The organism is Psychrobacter sp. 1044 (assembly GCF_904846525.1).
GTDB lineage: Bacteria > Pseudomonadota > Gammaproteobacteria > Pseudomonadales > Moraxellaceae > Psychrobacter.
In genome coordinates this window covers 1-16,457 of record NZ_CAJHAZ010000026.1, presented here as the reverse complement: position 1 = coordinate 16,457, position 16,457 = coordinate 1, and the positions used below count along the sequence as shown (strand labels likewise).

Below are 16,457 nucleotides of genomic sequence, written 5' to 3'. Positions count from 1 at the left end.
TGGATCTATTTAGGTTTGGTCTATTTATGTACTATCTAAACGGTCAACGGCATTTTTCCTACTATGTTTTATTAAAAGCTTAGTAACAGAGTCTGTTGTGCTGCTGGTGAGAGTGTCCGTTATAAGCCGAGTGCTGATTTATAAGTCTCAAGAATTTGTAGTCGTCGCAATTTACCGTTATCGGTTAATAATCCATTGTCAGTGCTGAAAGGTAGCTCGGCTAGATGCCACTGTTTGATACGAGCATAGTCAGGCAAGGTTTGGTTTACGATATCTAGTGCTTGTTTGATAGCAGATTGTAAATCACTGCTATCTGCTGATGCCGCGTTAGGGTTGGCGACTATCACCGCAGATAGATAAGGCTCACCATCTCCGAGTACCGCTACCTGATAAATAATAGGCTGCGTTAGGAGCTGCGCTTCTACCCATTCAGGAGAGATATTGCGTCCAAAACTACTGATGAGCACGTTTTTGCGTCGACCCGTAATGTATAAATATCCGTCGTCATCTAGATGACCGATATCCCCTGTGGCAATGATGCCATTGTCTTCGTTGCTATTGTCATGGTTTAAGTAGCCTTGCATCGCATTGCCTTTGACCATTACTTCGCCACTATCTGCGATGTTAACTGACGCATGAGGCATGGGTTTGCCTACACTGCCTTCACGCTTTGCTTTTGGTGTATTGAGACTGACCACAGAGCCGCATTCAGACAGGCCATAGCCCTCATAGACAGGCAAGCTTAGTGCATTAGCCTCTTGTAGTAATTGAGGGGAGACTTTGCCGCCACCGACTGCCATAAATCTTAATGATGGCAAAGTAGTACTAGGCGTACACTCGCCACTAGTGCTTGTGCAAATTTGGGATTTTTCATTGGCTACCATGTGCTCGCAAATTGCTTTTAGCATTTGTGGTAATAAAATAACGCTGGCGATATCATGGGCTCGTACGATTTTTATCAGCCGCTCGGCGTCAAATGCTTGATTGGATAACAATCCAAATTGATCAATCTGCCCTGTCACCAAGGTACGCCCCATATATAGGCTCACGTAGACGCCTGCCACGTTTTCTAATAAAGTGGCAAAAGGCAACACACTTAAATGACCAAAATTGCTTGTGGTATCGGTAACTTGTGAAGTGTTAGAGGTATCGTTTACCAACGTATCAGCCAGCGCGTCCGATAAAGACTCGACAATACGCATTAAGGTGTCTTGACCCAAACATACGCCTTTTGGCATACCGGTACTGCCTGAGGTGTAAGTGACTTTGCAAAAATCGCTGGCAATAGGGGGCGTTTGAGAGGTGAGGGTATTGTCAGTAAGTTGATAAAATCTGCCTGTGATATGATTCGACTGCTCAAGCTTTAAAGCTTCTATTTCTGGCGTATCAGCAATCACCCAATGATCCATATTATCTATGACTGGCAGTGCTAAACCTACTCCAACATATACCATCTCTATCTGTGCATCTTGTAGTAAATGGGCAATTTGCGAGGCACTAAAAAATAATGGAATTGGCACAACGATTGCGCCGACGTAACTCAGTGCCAAATCGAGTATCACCCAATCTATATCATTATGCGCATATAAGGCGATACGCTTGCCTTGCCATGTCTCTAATGTTTCATGAAGCGCTGACAACTTGCGTTGGAGCTGGCCATAAGTCAGACTGATCGTTTTATCATTGTCTATGGTTTTTATCGCCACCTGCATGGGTGACTGGCGAGCATGCTCACATATCGCGGTATAAATGGGTTTCATATTGTTCTCACTGTCTTGTAATTGTGCAGTGTTAGGGGTTAAGTAGATGCTAAACGGCTATCTTATTTAGCGTCAAACGAGTGGCATAATTCATCTCTAACGTTTCGTTATAGCGATAATGAGGGGCGCATACCCGCTTAGCATCTGCCACATTGATGGCGACCACCAAAGGGTTGTGCTGATAGTAATGGCCCCATGATGATACTTGCTCAGGGTCTTCTAGCGCTTCTGCAGTGGCCTTGGCAATAACATGGCTGCGAATGCCCATATGCGCCAATATATGTCGCACAGCATCGGTGCCAGTACACACTACCCAGTCTGCTTTGGTTTGGTATTCATGAGTCGTAGGATTCAGGGTAGGGGTAGATAAATAAAACACCAAAAATGCTATCATAAGCCGCGCGCTACCAGCACAACCTGATGCTAAATTGCCAATCTCAAAAATGCGCTGACGATTGACTGGCTCGCCTGCTACTCTACTGATCTCATTTTGTATTGGCGTGTTTAAATACTGCTCTAAAAATATCTTATCTTCACAGATAGATTTTAGACCGATAGCAACGCTCGTGCCTTTAAACGCGGGCAAAGTATCATCGTCAGCGGATAACCAATCGCCATAGGATGGCATATCGGCAAAACCTGAAAACAAAATAGGCATAAAGTAGCTTAATCTAGCGTGATGGATGTACTCATATATTTGTTTGATGAATGCTTGGGCATCTTGATTTTGAGTATATGAAGTAGGCGATGTCGCTATTGGAATTTGAGTGCTGGCGCGTATATATAGGGATGAAGGTATTCCTTGCACCTCCAATATTGACATTGGCTTAACGGCTTCAATATAGAAGGTCGTATTTAGAACATTCTGCAAGGTATGAGTGCTATCAATAGATAATGACATCAGCTGTCTCCAAATGGCTAAAAGCTTTTAGCACGATTAACATCATGGAAGCATGATAAAGGAGCAACCTTAACTGAACCTTAAGGTTGTATCGTTTTTAACAATCAAACCCCGGTATTGACAAACCCCAATATTAAGCACATCAACTAAGTAAAATACCAATTAAAGAAAGGTTGCTAACACTATGCAAAATATAGTGTTGGCAACCTTTTTTACTTCTATAAAAATCAGTCACATCGTATATGAATTTATGATATTGATATTCTTATAACCGCACTAATGAGGTGGTTAGCATCTGACAAATCTCAAGCCAGCCTATATCTAGCTTAAAAGTAGCGAATCTATATATCTGATCAGACAATAAGATACTACTCTCGCTGTTGCCAGTCATTTTGACCTACAGGCAACCGATCAAGTAAGTCACGTCTCGATCTCCAGTCAGATATGTGTGTATCTAATAATGCTTTAAATCTATCGTTGTGCTATCGTTCCTTAAAGTGTAATAACTCATGCACGATAATATACTCTAAACCGGGAAGGGCTTTTTAGCCAATTCAAGATTAAGTAATATTCGCCATTGCTCGATATTGCAGCTACCCCATTTAGTTTTCATCTTTTGTACTTGCTAGCCACAGACAGTCCCATTGAACCGCCCCGAGATTGTCGGAGACTCAACATTCTGAGAGAATACGACAATGAAAAGACAAACCTACACTCCTGAGATTAAAGAACGCGCCGTTCGCATGCTGATCGAAGCAGCAAACGACTATCCCTCTACATGGTCAGCCATTCAAGCCATTGCCCCTAAGATTGGCTGTACGCCTGAAACCCTACGATCATGGCATAAAAAACACATCGATCAAACTATTCCTGCCTCAGTGCAAGCGCAAAGCGACAAAGAACGCATCAAAGAGCTTGAACGCGAGAATAAAGAGCTCAAGCAAGCTAATGAAATCATCAGAAAGGCTGCGGCTTTTTTCGCCCAGGCGGAGCTCGACCGCTGACTAAAATCATGATTCAATTCATCGACGACAATAAACATCTTTATGGGGTCGAGCTGATCTGTAGAGTATTACCGATTGCCCCGTCAACTTATTATCGTGCTAAAGACTTGGAGGATTGCCCTGAGAAGCGTTCCCTTCGCAGTCAGCATGACGACTTTTACATCAGTGAAATCAGACGCATCTGGACTGACAGCAAATGCCGTTATGGTGCGCGTAAAGTCTGGCAGCAGATGAAAGCTGATGGGTTAAAGGTTGCTCGTTGTACCATAGAGCGTTTAATGAGACAGCATGGCCTACAAGGTGTCTGGCGCGGTAAGGGTAAAATAACAACTCACAGCCGTGATGATCAAAAGCGTGCTGATGACTTGGTTAATCGTAACTTTAGCGCTCATCGCCCTAACCAGCTCTGGGTGGCAGACTTTACCTATATCAAGACGATAAGCGGCTGGGCGAATACCGCTTTTGTTATTGATGTGTTTGCTCGCGCTATCGTCGGCTGGAAAGTATCTAATCGTATGAATACCGATATGGTAATGGCAGCATTAAATCAAGCGATAACAGATAGAAACAATCCCAAAGATGTGATTCATCACAGTGATCGAGGGGTTCAGTACTTATCTATTCGCTATACCGATAAGATGACGGACTGCGGCGTGATTGCTTCTGTTGGTACAAACCCCAATTTTCACAGAGATACCTGACAAATATTATTAGTAACTTGTGCTATAAGCTTTACATGAATAGGCTTGGAGAGATTATTAATATATTGTGTTCTGATTAGTATAGCTATAAACACTATTTATAGACTCGTAATATTATAGATAGTCGCAATGAATAATTTTCAAATATATGTATATAAGCCAATTATTTTGAAACTATCTTACCGGCCACACCATTCATTCGATATTTTTTAATATCCCATGTGATAACAACACCAAAGAGCTTATCATCTGTTTAATAATTTTTTATGAATTATGATAAAACATGGTATATGCTAATTCGTTAAATTTATATATTTATCAATACATTTAACTAAGCTTATGTAACAAGATAAAACATTTGTGTTATATTATGAGGGAGGTAAAAATTCACGACGAATGTTAACTATTGGAGTGGTAATGAAATCCACTTATTTATTATCTTTAGCTTTCTTGAGCCTGTCATTTCTTGTATCTACTAGTGCATTGGCAGCCCCTAGTTTCTCAGATGGTATTAATGTCTATACTAGTCAAGACGGTGGTGTGTATACCACTACTTGGACTGCGTATCCTATGACAATAGGAGGGTATACAGGCGCTAATCTCAAAAAGCCAGACAATCTGCTGATTGCTTTAACAGCTGATGGTAAAACAAGTAGTTTTAGAGGAGTGCTAAGTATTACTTGTTCAAACCCAATAAGTTCAAACATAGTAAGTGATACAGATTACAAAAGCCTGAAAGAAGCGATGGCTGATTACACGCTACCTCGCCCCGTAGTGAATAACCTCTTTGCCAAATTCTGTAAATAGCTATTACCATTTTAAAAAATCATTAAGAGTTGTCTATATAAACTATGGGCGACTTTTTTGTTTGTTTAGCAGATCCATAGGTTAATGAATTTAAAACTGCAAAAGTGTTCGGTACATGAATGGAGGTTTATTCGTACCCATTATTCTTTGCTAAAGATTAATTCTTGTTCCTATAGTCCTTCCACTCATTTTCAATATTAAGAGCTTAACTATGAAATCAGGTCATGTTTTATCATTAGTTGCTATAAGCAGTATTATTGCGTTATCTGGCTGTATGGACAATAAAGAAGCAGAAGCTACTCAAGAAGTTACTACTGAAAATTCGGCTGTTAACAAAGAGGTGGTTGCAGTAGAACCAGCAGTTGCTGAAGAAGAGATCGTTGTTATTGAAGAAGAGGTTGTCGAAGAAGAAAACGCACCTAGCTTCTCCAAGGTTACTGATTATCTCGCTTTAAAGCCCAATACTGATTGGCAATGGGAGACGCTGGCTGAAATACCTGGTGTGCGAGAATGGCGAAACAAGATACCTACTTTAGATGGAGGTACCAACTATTCCATCATTGGTGACTTAGATGATCATAGCTATGTTGTAGCTTACGGCACTAAAACAAAACCAAGTTTAATTAATATTAGTTCTGGTCAGGGCATAGCAGAAGATGAAACAACAAGTGCCGTTTATAAGCTTGAAGATCTATTTAGAGAAAAAGAATTAACGCGTGTGCAATCTAATTGTGATACAGGTGAAGACTTTCCTTTTTCCCAGCATTTTTACAAATGGCAAAAAGAAGGCTATCAGCCTCTTTATGTTCTCGCAATGATAGAAGAAGGCAATTCTGGTACATCCAAGGATTTTGGTATCGCTAAAAGCTTCGAAGACTTTTATAAACCTGAAAACAGAGATATGTACCCTAATTTAATAGATTCTGATGATGATGGTAATGAGATAACCTGTACTTTTGACCTGTAATATTTATTCAGTATTTTAAACGCTAATGGATTAAATTATGAAATCGAATCATATGTTGTCATTGGTTGCTATTAGCAGCCTTATTGCTCTATCAGGCTGTGCTGAGAGTCAAACAATGGGCACAACAGTAGTAAAAAGTGTTGGTTCTTTGGTGAATGAGGTAGTGACAGGCACTATAGCAGGTGTACAACAAGGCTTAGGTGGCTCTTCTGTGGATACTAATAAAGTAGCGATAAGCAGCTCTCAAAAATTACCAACAAGTGATATGCTTTATTTATTTGGTGATATGGAAGGCGGATGTGTAGGTAAAAATTTATCTTTTAAAACTTTCGACCAAAGTCAGTTGTCATTAGAGGATAGTATTAAAGGGGTATCACAAGACTACCGATACTTTGTTAAGCCGAGGTCACAATGGTTATCAGCATATCGAGATACGATAAAGGAAGTAAAAATAAAAGAGGGAGGTGAGTTTACCGCATATCATCTAATATTCAAAGACGGTATTAAATATCGCGGCCAGCCTTTAGAGGAATACGTATTTATGTTTAGACCAGAATCTTCAGGTGCAGGTGAAGCCTTAAAGTTCGCACCAACCGCCAATCTCTCCACTATTTTGCCTAATTTTAAATCTTACAAGATGGAGTATTGGGATGAAATAATAGATATGGGTGCAACCTATAATTCTAAAAACAAAACGTTTACTTGTCTTTTTGATTAAATACTCTAATCGTATTATGCGATAACGTACACAGTCTAAACCCAACTATTGCAGCAAAATAGCTAACCCACAAAAGGATTTCAAATGAAAAACAAATTGGTATCACTTACTGTAGCAGCAGCATTAGCCCTTACTGGTGTATCAGCTTATGCCGCTCCCGCGGCAAAGCCAGCTACGCCATTAAAGGTCGGTACTACGGATAATGAGGGCCTGACAAGATATAAAGGAAAGACTGTAGTCTCAGGAATTCTCGAATATAATATGGTTAACGAAGCAAGATTTCCGGCTGAATTTACTGTTGATAACAAATCAAAAGCGATGATTCCCAAAGCATCTAAGACAAACTATCCTACTCAGTTTGCGCTTGAGTCAGACAATCCTGAGATTGAGAGATTAAAGCTTAATAAAAAGAAGTGCTATCGCATTCCAATGACAATAGAAATCGACGGATACTATAGTAGTAGTTATGAGGGTGAAAGTGATGGTGCTAATTTAATCAAAATCATCAAAAAAGGTACGCCAGTGCTAACAAGTTGTAATGTAGGATAAGACTATTGCTGGCATGCCAGCACATATTTGAAATTATATATGTAATAAATCACTACTAATTAGTTTGTATTAATAAATACCAGTATCACAAACATGACTTGAGTAAAAAAATAGGCTGCTAATGCTATGTTTCATATATAGCTAGTAGCCTATTTACTACTATCGAAACTGCATCCATGAAATAAAATCACTAGTAATCCTTTTTATGTATTTGTAACTCGTATGATTGCCAACCAATGACATGAAAGTAAAGATATTAAATAGTTTTGACTGAACTACTAGCCTATTAATACAAGAAGCTTTATAACCTTACTACGCAAGTATAAAAGCTAGTTGTTCATTAGCAATGGAGTATCGTGTGAACGCCCCACAAATAGCAGTGATTATTGCGACTAAAAACAGACCAAACCTGCTAAAACAACGAGCTATATACTCAGTATCAAAGCAATCTATATCACCGAGCTATATCATCGTTGTAGACGATTCTGCTGAAAAAATTCAGCTCCAAAACAGACTGATAGTCGAATCTATTCCATCAACTAACTGCCATGTTAGATATTTATTAAACCAGAGAACTCTAGGTGCTAGTGGAGCATGGAATACGGCAATAGAATATCTGAGCAACGAACAAAAACAGGGCTTCAGTTCACTATTTTTAGCATTTCTTGACGACGATGATGAATGGCATCCTAACTACTTAGAAAACTGCAAATCGTTAGCAATCACACAGCATTGCAATATGGTGGCAGCTGGCTTTTACCGTTATGAAGGTAATGCACAACAGCCTATCAAATGTATACCTCCTGACTCACTAAATGAAGAGCTGTTTTTATGCGGAAATCCAGGTATTCAAGGTTCTAACTTATTCTTATCACTAGATATTATGTTGATGGCAGGCGGTTTTGATGAGCAACTATCAAGTTGCACTGATCGAGACTTGTGTATACGTCTCTGTGAATTAGACGCAATACGCTACTGCAATATAAAAAAACCACTACTAAATCACTATGCCGATAGTGATCGTCAACGCCTTAGTACACCAAACTCACCAACCAAGAATAATGGATTGGCAGTTTTTTGGCAGAAATACCATGGACGTATGAGCGCTGATCAAAGTAACGCGTTTCTTGAACGCGCACAGCGCTTGTTTTTCTGGCAGCCAGAAATATTACCAAAAAAGATACTAAAGCAGGAATCTCAAATCGCATTAACTCTTGGCGTTGAATTAGGAAGTCTTTTATTTAACCAATTAGAGCAAGCTATTGAAAGAATTCATCATTTAGGCCAAAAAAGTCTGGTTAGCTTCAATATCGTTTTGACCACAACTAAAAAATTAGATCAGATTGATTTGCGTGCGTTTATTGAGCGGATGAATCAACTGGGAGTTACTTGCTATAATTTATGCCATCAGCAAACGAGTATTGAAACAGCCACAGCATTTGTTGCCAAAGAAACTATTGGTAATAGCGCATGGGTATTAAAAGATGGTGACTTTCAAAAGCACCGCTCTATTGAGAGCGAGAAAGATTTATTAGCAATACTGACGTATTTAGGCGCTCATCATTTATGTACTAACCGCTGTAATGAGCTCCTCATCAAACCGCATGCGACACTCGCTAATAGAATAAAACAATGCCGCATTGATGCAACTAATGATCGTATCAGAAGGCTATTTGGTATTCATGAGCTTTTACTACTTGGTATGGGCTCTGAAGCTGTTGTTATGACAGATGGTCAGCGTGTTTTTAAATGCATTGACTATTGGAAAACCAACATACCTGCTGAGCAAATCAAATTTTTAAAATGGTTCAGTTCACAACAGTACAATCTACCTGGTTTGTATACCCTTGATGAAGTTATATCAGATGGAAAAACTTTGGTACTCACTTATCCCTTTGAAAATAGCATTCCTTATCAAGGTGGCAACTGCGAACAAGTGATGGACTTGCTACACAGTTGCAGCAAAGCAGGAATTGTATGTAATAACATGCACCCGAAAAACTTAATAAAAACCCAGGGTGAAGTGAAACTGATTGATTATGGCGCGGATATTCGCCCATGGAATGAATTAGGGTTCGAACACATGGCTCGGAGGGCTTATCTGACTATTCATCATGTGGATCATCCAAATCTCAAGCACTTAATGCGCCAATCTCTGCATACAATAAATTTCTCAGAAATGCAGGGCTATCAAGCATTTCGCCAAAGATTAACTGGTATTGATTGTAACCTTAAACAAGCACAGGAGGCATGGCTGCCACTTGCTTCACTAGAAAAACCATCCAAGCCATTTGCCCTAACTATTGGTGTGATTACCGGTGATGCACATAAATTATTGCCATTATTAAATAGTATTGCTGAACTTGCACAATGTGATTTTTTATCCAGTATAAACTCCATAGTACTATGCAACGGTTGCTCAGATACCTCTGTGAAAGAAACGCTTTCATTCAGCAAAAGGTCAGTGGGTGATATAAAAATAATAAGCGAAACACAACAGACAGAAGATGCTGCAAGCGGCCTATTTGGTTCCGACTTGGCAAAACGACCAAAAGGCCAAGTGGGAATTGCACATGCACGGAGCATGCTGCAAAAATATGTTGGTTTAAAATGTACAATGACTCCAAATAACTATGCTTGGATCCTTGATGACGATATGCGTTTAGATGCCCGAGCCAAACAGTTTCTAGCTTGGCTACCAGTGTTTAAGCAAGCAGATGTCGATATAGTGATCGGACAATACGAAGGCTCATCGCCTAATCCTCCATTAAATGGCCTACGTGGCCAATTGGTAGATCTGCTTCATAACTTACGCTGGCTTGATAAACTACCAAACAATATCGAACTGCCTGATCGCAGCCACGAAAATACAATACTTCGAGATAAGTATCCTGATTATTACTATGACTTATCTCGTAAACATACGGCTCATATCGAAGCACCATTTTGGCTTGAACCCGCCTACAAAGGTGAAAGTGTCACTGAAGCTCGCTCTCGATTGATTGCACATGCGCCTTTATTGGTCACGGGCTTCCCGCTCACTCGTGGTATTGTTCCAGCATGTTCAACATCTCCATTAGCTGCAGCAAAAGATACGGTAAACCGTGGAGGCAACACCTTTGTACTAAACGCTAAAGCCTTAATACAAACGCCTAACCTAATTTTTAAGATTAATGGCCGTGAAGCTCGCCGTTCAGACATGGTCTGGGCAATAGTCAATAAACATTACCATGGACTAACTATTAAAAGTGCGCCATTTCCTGTTCAACATACTGGGCGCATACAGCACGAACCAATTTTGAATTTAAGTAAAGTACAGGATGAAATCATGGGATCGGCATTGTATGCTGGTCTGCAAGAATTTCTACGAAACAACGAACGACATAACTTGGTCTTTACTGATATTGAGATTAGCCAAGTATGGAAAGCGACCAAATCAGAATGCAATACTCGTCTTTCACGTTTAAGGCTCAGTTTTTACCGAATCAATGGTTTAACGCAAGCTTTATCCAAATATCCAGAACTGAGCGAGTTGTATAAGTACTTGGCTAGCTCTTTTAACCCAGATGCTTTTACTAAATTAGAAACCCAAGTTAAACAAATGAACGAGTGCCATATTTACGAATTTTTAAATCAAATAGTGCCGCAGAGTGACCTCTTTGCAAAAGCACATCAGAAAACCCTTGAGAGAATAGAATAAAATGCCTTTTAAAAATTACTGCGAACTCCCAACACCACACGGCACATTTAGAATGTACGATACCGGCAACGAAATGTTACGAGTAGTCACCTTTGGTGATATCAATAAACTAGAAAGTAAACCAATACTGCGATTACATTCTTCTTGCCTAGCCTCTGAAGTATTTGAAGCAAGGGACTGTGACTGTGCCGACCAATTGCGCGAATCCATGAAAATAATGGCACACAATGGAAGTGGGATCATTTTCCACTTACATCAAGAAGGCCGTGGACAGGGCCTTTCTAATAAGATTCAAGCAGTATACAAAATGCAGAGTGAAGCTTTAGATGCAGCAGAGTCATTTGAGGCACTGGGTTTAGAACAAGACGTTCGCGATTATGCACCAGCTATAAATGTGCTAAAAGAAATGGCAATAAAACAAGTGCGCTTGGTATCAAACAACCCGCGTAAGCGACGCGCACTAGAACAAGCAGGAATCGAAGTAGAACTACTTAATACACACCCACAAATACGGCCTGAAAATATAGATTACTTGAAAAGTAAAAACGAAAAATTAGGGCACTGCCTGCCTTTAGGTTTCGAGTATGACAATATTAACTCTATTTTATTTTACCATTCAGACCAAACCTGGGGAGAGCTTTCCAACTTTTCAAAACATGCCATATATCTGCATAATAAAATTTGGCCGACAACAGAGCACTTTTACCAAGCACAAAAATTTAGAGACCATACATTGCAAGAGCGCATACGCTGTGCAGCAAGTCCTATGTTGGCTAAACAAATGGCTAAGCAGTTAGAATCACAACACCTACAACCTAACTGGCATAACATTAAGGAAGATATAATGCTGCAAGCACTTACAGCCAAATTTACTCAGAACCCTGAACTTGAAGTGCTATTATTATCAACCCAGCAATATCACATAGCCGAACATACACTCAATGACAGCTATTGGGGCGATGCAGAAGATGGTAGTGGCTTGAATCGGTTAGGTGAACTGTTAATGCAATTGCGTAATCAGCTACAGTTCAACAAAGAATCGCAACTATGTGCGGAATAGTCGTGCTTCACGGTGATACCGCCGAACAGAATATATCAGCTGCTTTAACTCGCCTTGCTCATCGAGGTCCTGATGACCAACACTATTGGATCAAGGGGAAATTAGCTATTGGGTTTGCACGTTTGGCAATTAATGATGAAAGCATTACAGGACGCCAACCTTACAAATCCAGCTGTATGATAGGAGCTTTTAATGGCGAGATTTACAATGCAGATTTACTTGAAAAACAATATGATCTTTTCCGTAATAGCGACTGCGATACACATGTAATCGCACCACTATTCGCTCAACTGGGTGAGCAGGTACTAAGCGAGTTAGACGGATTTTATTCAGGGGTTATCTATCAACTGGAGACAGATTCAATTCTATTGTTTCGCGACCATATGGGTAAAAAGCCACTGTTTTACGGTCACGCCGATAACAACCTATTTGTTGTCAGTGAACTTAAAGCCCTACAAAATATTGACTGGTTCGAGCAAGTACCCCTTGGTATTAGTCAGCTTGACTTACCCACGGGCACGCTTACCCAGATAGCACACCACCAACAGTTAACCAGTACAACATCTAATCTGCTTTCAGCAATGGAACAAGCAGTCATTAAACGCTTACCTAAACAGCCCTTCGGTGTTTTCCTGAGCGGAGGTCTAGATAGCTCGATTATTGCGGCTATAACTTGTCAGCATCGCCAAGATGTAACTTATTTTACTCTGGGAGATTCCGATAGTATTGATGTTGCTATGGTTGAAATGCTTGTTAAACACCTAGGATTAAAACGAGTTATCTACATCCCATTACCAAGTGAGCAAAAGTTACCCGGATTGATTGATAAGGTACTTTACGCAACTGAAAGTTACAATCCATCGATCATTAGCAATGGTCTTGCGACCTATTTATTAGCTCAAGCAGTACAGAGGAAAGGCTTAAAGGTAGTACTAACCGGAGAGGGGGCAGATGAGCTATTTGCTGGTTACCATGAGCAACTATCCGAACAAGAGTGGCAAATTACTCGTACCAAGCTGATAACCGATATGCACTTTACGGAACTTCGTAGGCTTGATAAGTGCAGCATGGTACATAGTATTGAAGCTCGTTGCCCATTTTTAGATCGTACAGTAAAAAGGGTTGCCGATGACCTTGAGCATAAGCAGTTTTATATTCCCGGTCATAACAAGATAGCACTTAGAGATGCCTTTAGGCACTTATTGCCTGTCGAGATCGCAAACCGAAAAAAGACCTCTTTTGATGTTGGTAGTGGCATCCGAAAGTTGGTAGTGGACTATTTAACCCGTAACGGTAATACAGAAATAGCAGAACTTAAGGAAATATGGCAAGCCACATTCACGTACGATGTAGACGATCCTTACTTTTTTAGCTATCCAACATTTGATTCTGCTATTGCTAAACGAGGAGGGGCTCATAGATGACTGTACATTTAGCCCAACAAATACTACTCGATAAATTTAAGCAAGAGCCATTTCATAACTTATACCTACTCAACAACGTACACCCTGCAACGATGGCATATGGCGGTACCTGTTCAGACAAAGCTCTAAGCTACTTAGATGCAACCAAAGCAGTTGGGTTAGATGCATACTTGCACTCTGCTCGCATTGGTGGAAAAGATATCCACCGACTAGTAAGACTGGAAATAGGCAACCAGCGCTACTTTGCAGATATTGGCAATGGGTGGCCATCCATTCAACTTATCCCAGCCGCAACCCCCATTTTATATGAGTGTTACGGCATGCGCTTTAGGACTACGATAGAAAACGATGTGATCACAGTCTACCACCGAAAACGTAATGTAGAAAAAAAACAAATGGAAATTGATATTGCCGCAAAGTCTGAAACCGAAATTTATCACAGTATTGAAAACCGCTTTTCTGCCGATATTATCTATCCATTTAGTAGCCAGTTACGTTTCTCGATGGTTGTTGGTAAACGCTTTTTATTTATTCGCGATACCCAATTAGAAATTTACAGCAATAGTGGCTACGAGGAGGTGCTGAACATCAGTATGAATAACCTGCAAGACGTTATAGAGGAATATTTTGGCTATGATATTAAGCCACTCGAATCTCAATTTAGCAATAGAAACTAATTCTAAAATTTGATCTGATAGTTTCATTCCACATGTAATACTACTATCTCCCAAGTTGATGTGTACGGATTTGACGGCATAGGTCCCACGTCAGTGGGCCTATCTTCCTGAAGATACAATCATTGTCAGGGTAACGCAAACCACTGATAGCGGCAATTCAGTATGACCGATATAGTGGGTAGATATGCAGCGAGCCAGCTTACCGACCAGTGAGTATATTGGTTCGATTGTAAAAAGCCACAAAGTGGGCGAGCTTGAGCAAGCGATCGCGGATATATTTGCACAAATGGTTGATGATTATTCTCTTAATGCGCTCAATGGTATTTTCAACTATATTTAACTATAGCGTGCCGTGCCAGGGTCGTCAGTCGGTCGTAGAGTGCTTTACTAAGCTAAACGGTCTGGTGGTATTCAGGCGTGATGATGACGGGCTATCTGATACACTGATGCGGATTATCTATGCCAATTGGCAAGCGCTGGCAAGTGAGCGCTGGCTGGGATTTTTGCAGTTTGTTCTTGATATGCTATACCCCAAACAAAATGAAATTATGAGGCTTTGGCACTCTAAATCCTTAGCGCACAAATATCCCTCATATCTGACCGATACCGTGCGTACAGATAGGTTTTTGACCAGTCGTATTCGTATTAAACTTGATGCAGTGGTAAATATCTGCGAGCTGTCAGAGCTTGCTCCTACATTATCACGGCTTGTGCCGTGGCAGGTTGTGCCAGAGATTACGGTTAACCTACCATCAACTCAGAATATGGACGTCAAGGTTGCGGTGGCTGGCGAGGTTATCGCAGTAGCTGATTTTTCCCCTTTTTGAAATATTTAAGAATAAATTTGACATATAATAACCCTAGGGTTATATTGTACTTAATAATTTATAACCCTAGGGTTATGGTTATTACAATAGAAATGAATTTTGATTATAGGAGGTTTTTATTAAGTCATCCGAGCTTATAGATATGCTCATAGCAGATGGATGGTATTGGGTCGCTAAGGGTAGTCATTTTCAGTACAAGCATAAAACTAAAAAGGGCAGGGTTACTGTCCCACACCCTAAAAAAGACCTACCGAAAGGTACTGTTAATAGTATTTTCAAACAAGCTGGATTGAAATGATCCAGTGGCTTTAGCAATAGTTAGCTTTGTTTGCAAACGAAGCTAACGTTTGACTACAGCTAACTTGTAAATACTAATAAAAAATCTGTTTTGAAATAATCTATACCGTTGAATTAATAAAACCTATATAAAGGAGTCTAGCCATGTTTTATCCTATCGCAATCGAGAGAGGAGATAGTCATACAGCGCATGGTATCCGTGTACCTGATTTACCAGGATGCTTTTCTGCCGCTGATAACTATCAAGATGCTGTTGATATGGCGATTGAAGCTATCGAGCTGCATTTAGAAGGCTTGGTAGAAGACGGAGAACAAATCCCACTTCCTTCTGATATCGGTGCTTATATGGATAATCCAGAGTACGAAGGTGTAACTTGGGCTTTAGCGCCAGTCGATGTAAATCGTTATCTCGGAAAAACTGAAAAAATCAATGTAACTTTACCAAGTCGTCTGATTCATATGATTGATGAGAAAGTTGCAAGCAATAAAGAACGTTATAAGAGTAGAAGTAATTTTATTGCATTATTAGCAGAAAAGAATTTTTTTGCGCATTGATATTAGTGTTTTAATAAAAAGCCTCGCATTTGCGGGGCTTTTTTATATATTTTGAAAGTTTTAAAATAGATAATATAAGAGAATATTGTAGTGTAGAGACCATCCCAGATTCTGTGTAACTGCCATTTAGATTAAATGCCTGCTGATGCGATCATCAAACATAATCATAAAGCGATTAAGAGCAGACGTCCAGTTACGGATTGGCATCGACCACTTTTTGGATGCCTGCTGGGTTGCTAGATAGACTACCTTGAAAGCTGCGTGATCAGATGGGAACACCTTACGCTTATTCACCGCTGTCCGAATCACACTGTTCAGTGACTCAATAGCATTGGTAGTGTATATGACTTTTCTGATGTCTTTAGGGTACTCAAAGAACACTGTTAGGCCCTCCCAGTTATTACGCCAAGACTTGATGACATGCGGATATTCCTTGCCCCAAGTCTCATCAAAGTGCTCAAGATTGGCCTCTGCCATCTCAAGGGTATCAGCGCCGTAAATGGCCTTTAA

Annotated in this window: 16 protein-coding genes, 1 pseudogene and 1 other annotated feature; of the genes and pseudogenes, 13 read left to right on the top strand and 4 right to left on the bottom strand. The window is 40.2% G+C overall.

Translation table 11 applies throughout. From position 1 onward, the window contains the following. Positions 1 to 119: 119 nt before the first annotated feature. The 3 genes from JMX82_RS13085 to JMX82_RS14395 form a co-directional block, all read right to left on the bottom strand. Positions 120 to 1,760: an AMP-binding protein gene (locus JMX82_RS13085; protein WP_165597700.1), complete on the bottom strand. Its 1,641-nt coding sequence runs from the start codon at positions 1,758 to 1,760 to the stop codon at positions 120 to 122. Between the two features lie 49 nt (positions 1,761 to 1,809). Further along, positions 1,810 to 2,661 (bottom strand): thermostable hemolysin, encoded by an 852-nt coding sequence (locus tag JMX82_RS13080; protein WP_165597699.1) that lies wholly within the window; start codon positions 2,659 to 2,661, stop codon positions 1,810 to 1,812. A 526-nt stretch (positions 2,662 to 3,187) separates the two neighbouring features. Next, a complete protein-coding gene (locus JMX82_RS14395; RefSeq protein WP_240990549.1) occupies positions 3,188 to 3,274 on the bottom strand; it encodes a DUF45 domain-containing protein in 87 nt (28 codons plus the stop codon). A gap of 82 nt (positions 3,275 to 3,356) precedes the next feature. Between JMX82_RS14395 and JMX82_RS14295 the strand changes: the two are divergent. The 13 genes and pseudogenes from JMX82_RS14295 to JMX82_RS13005 form a co-directional block, all read left to right on the top strand. Next, positions 3,357 to 4,339 (top strand): annotated as a pseudogene (locus JMX82_RS14295) (IS3 family transposase); the annotation flags it as partial. After that, positions 3,632 to 3,748: a sequence feature (AL1L pseudoknot), on the top strand. (Overlaps the previous pseudogene by 117 nt.) Before the next feature lie 444 nt (positions 4,340 to 4,783). Then, a complete protein-coding gene (locus JMX82_RS13060) occupies positions 4,784 to 5,173 on the top strand; it encodes a hypothetical protein (RefSeq protein WP_201540859.1) in 390 nt (129 codons plus the stop codon). Positions 5,174 to 5,384: 211 nt separating this feature from the next. Beyond that, on the top strand, positions 5,385 to 6,140 hold the full coding sequence (locus tag JMX82_RS13055) for a hypothetical protein (protein WP_165598458.1): 756 nt from the start codon (positions 5,385 to 5,387) through the stop codon (positions 6,138 to 6,140). Between the two features lie 37 nt (positions 6,141 to 6,177). Continuing rightward, positions 6,178 to 6,858: a hypothetical protein gene (locus JMX82_RS13050; RefSeq protein WP_165598457.1), complete on the top strand. Its 681-nt coding sequence runs from the start codon at positions 6,178 to 6,180 to the stop codon at positions 6,856 to 6,858. 84 nt (positions 6,859 to 6,942) lie between these two features. Then, complete coding sequence (locus JMX82_RS13045) at positions 6,943 to 7,407, top strand: hypothetical protein (protein ID WP_165598456.1); 465 nt, start codon at positions 6,943 to 6,945, stop codon at positions 7,405 to 7,407. Between the two features lie 358 nt (positions 7,408 to 7,765). Further along, positions 7,766 to 11,107, top strand: a complete 3,342-nt coding sequence (locus JMX82_RS13040; protein WP_193834234.1) for a glycosyltransferase family 2 protein — start codon at positions 7,766 to 7,768, stop codon at positions 11,105 to 11,107. Between the two features lies 1 nt (position 11,108). Continuing rightward, positions 11,109 to 12,167, top strand: coding sequence for a GTP cyclohydrolase II RibA (gene ribA, locus JMX82_RS13035; RefSeq protein ID WP_165598454.1), 1,059 nt, complete (start codon positions 11,109 to 11,111; stop codon positions 12,165 to 12,167). A gap of 2 nt (positions 12,168 to 12,169) precedes the next feature. Beyond that, positions 12,170 to 13,591: an asparagine synthetase B family protein gene (locus JMX82_RS13030; RefSeq protein ID WP_193834232.1), complete on the top strand. Its 1,422-nt coding sequence runs from the start codon at positions 12,170 to 12,172 to the stop codon at positions 13,589 to 13,591. Further along, positions 13,588 to 14,268 carry a hypothetical protein gene (locus JMX82_RS13025; protein ID WP_201540858.1) on the top strand — a complete coding sequence of 227 codons (681 nt, stop codon included), beginning with the start codon at positions 13,588 to 13,590 and terminating at the stop codon, positions 14,266 to 14,268. The genes JMX82_RS13030 and JMX82_RS13025 overlap by 4 nt, the downstream gene beginning before the upstream one ends. A gap of 184 nt (positions 14,269 to 14,452) precedes the next feature. After that, positions 14,453 to 14,608 (top strand): hypothetical protein, encoded by a 156-nt coding sequence (locus tag JMX82_RS13020; RefSeq protein WP_201540857.1) that lies wholly within the window; start codon positions 14,453 to 14,455, stop codon positions 14,606 to 14,608. After that, a complete protein-coding gene (locus JMX82_RS13015) occupies positions 14,586 to 15,095 on the top strand; it encodes a hypothetical protein (RefSeq protein WP_201540856.1) in 510 nt (169 codons plus the stop codon). The genes JMX82_RS13020 and JMX82_RS13015 overlap by 23 nt, the downstream gene beginning before the upstream one ends. Before the next feature lie 118 nt (positions 15,096 to 15,213). Next, positions 15,214 to 15,393: a type II toxin-antitoxin system HicA family toxin gene (locus JMX82_RS13010; protein ID WP_201540863.1), complete on the top strand. Its 180-nt coding sequence runs from the start codon at positions 15,214 to 15,216 to the stop codon at positions 15,391 to 15,393. Between the two features lie 143 nt (positions 15,394 to 15,536). Then, complete coding sequence (locus tag JMX82_RS13005) at positions 15,537 to 15,947, top strand: type II toxin-antitoxin system HicB family antitoxin (protein WP_105245849.1); 411 nt, start codon at positions 15,537 to 15,539, stop codon at positions 15,945 to 15,947. 126 nt (positions 15,948 to 16,073) lie between these two features. Here the strand turns inward: JMX82_RS13005 and JMX82_RS13000 are convergent. Continuing rightward, positions 16,074 to 16,457: transposase (locus JMX82_RS13000; RefSeq protein ID WP_201540855.1), on the bottom strand; the 384-nt coding region annotated here is incomplete at its 5' end.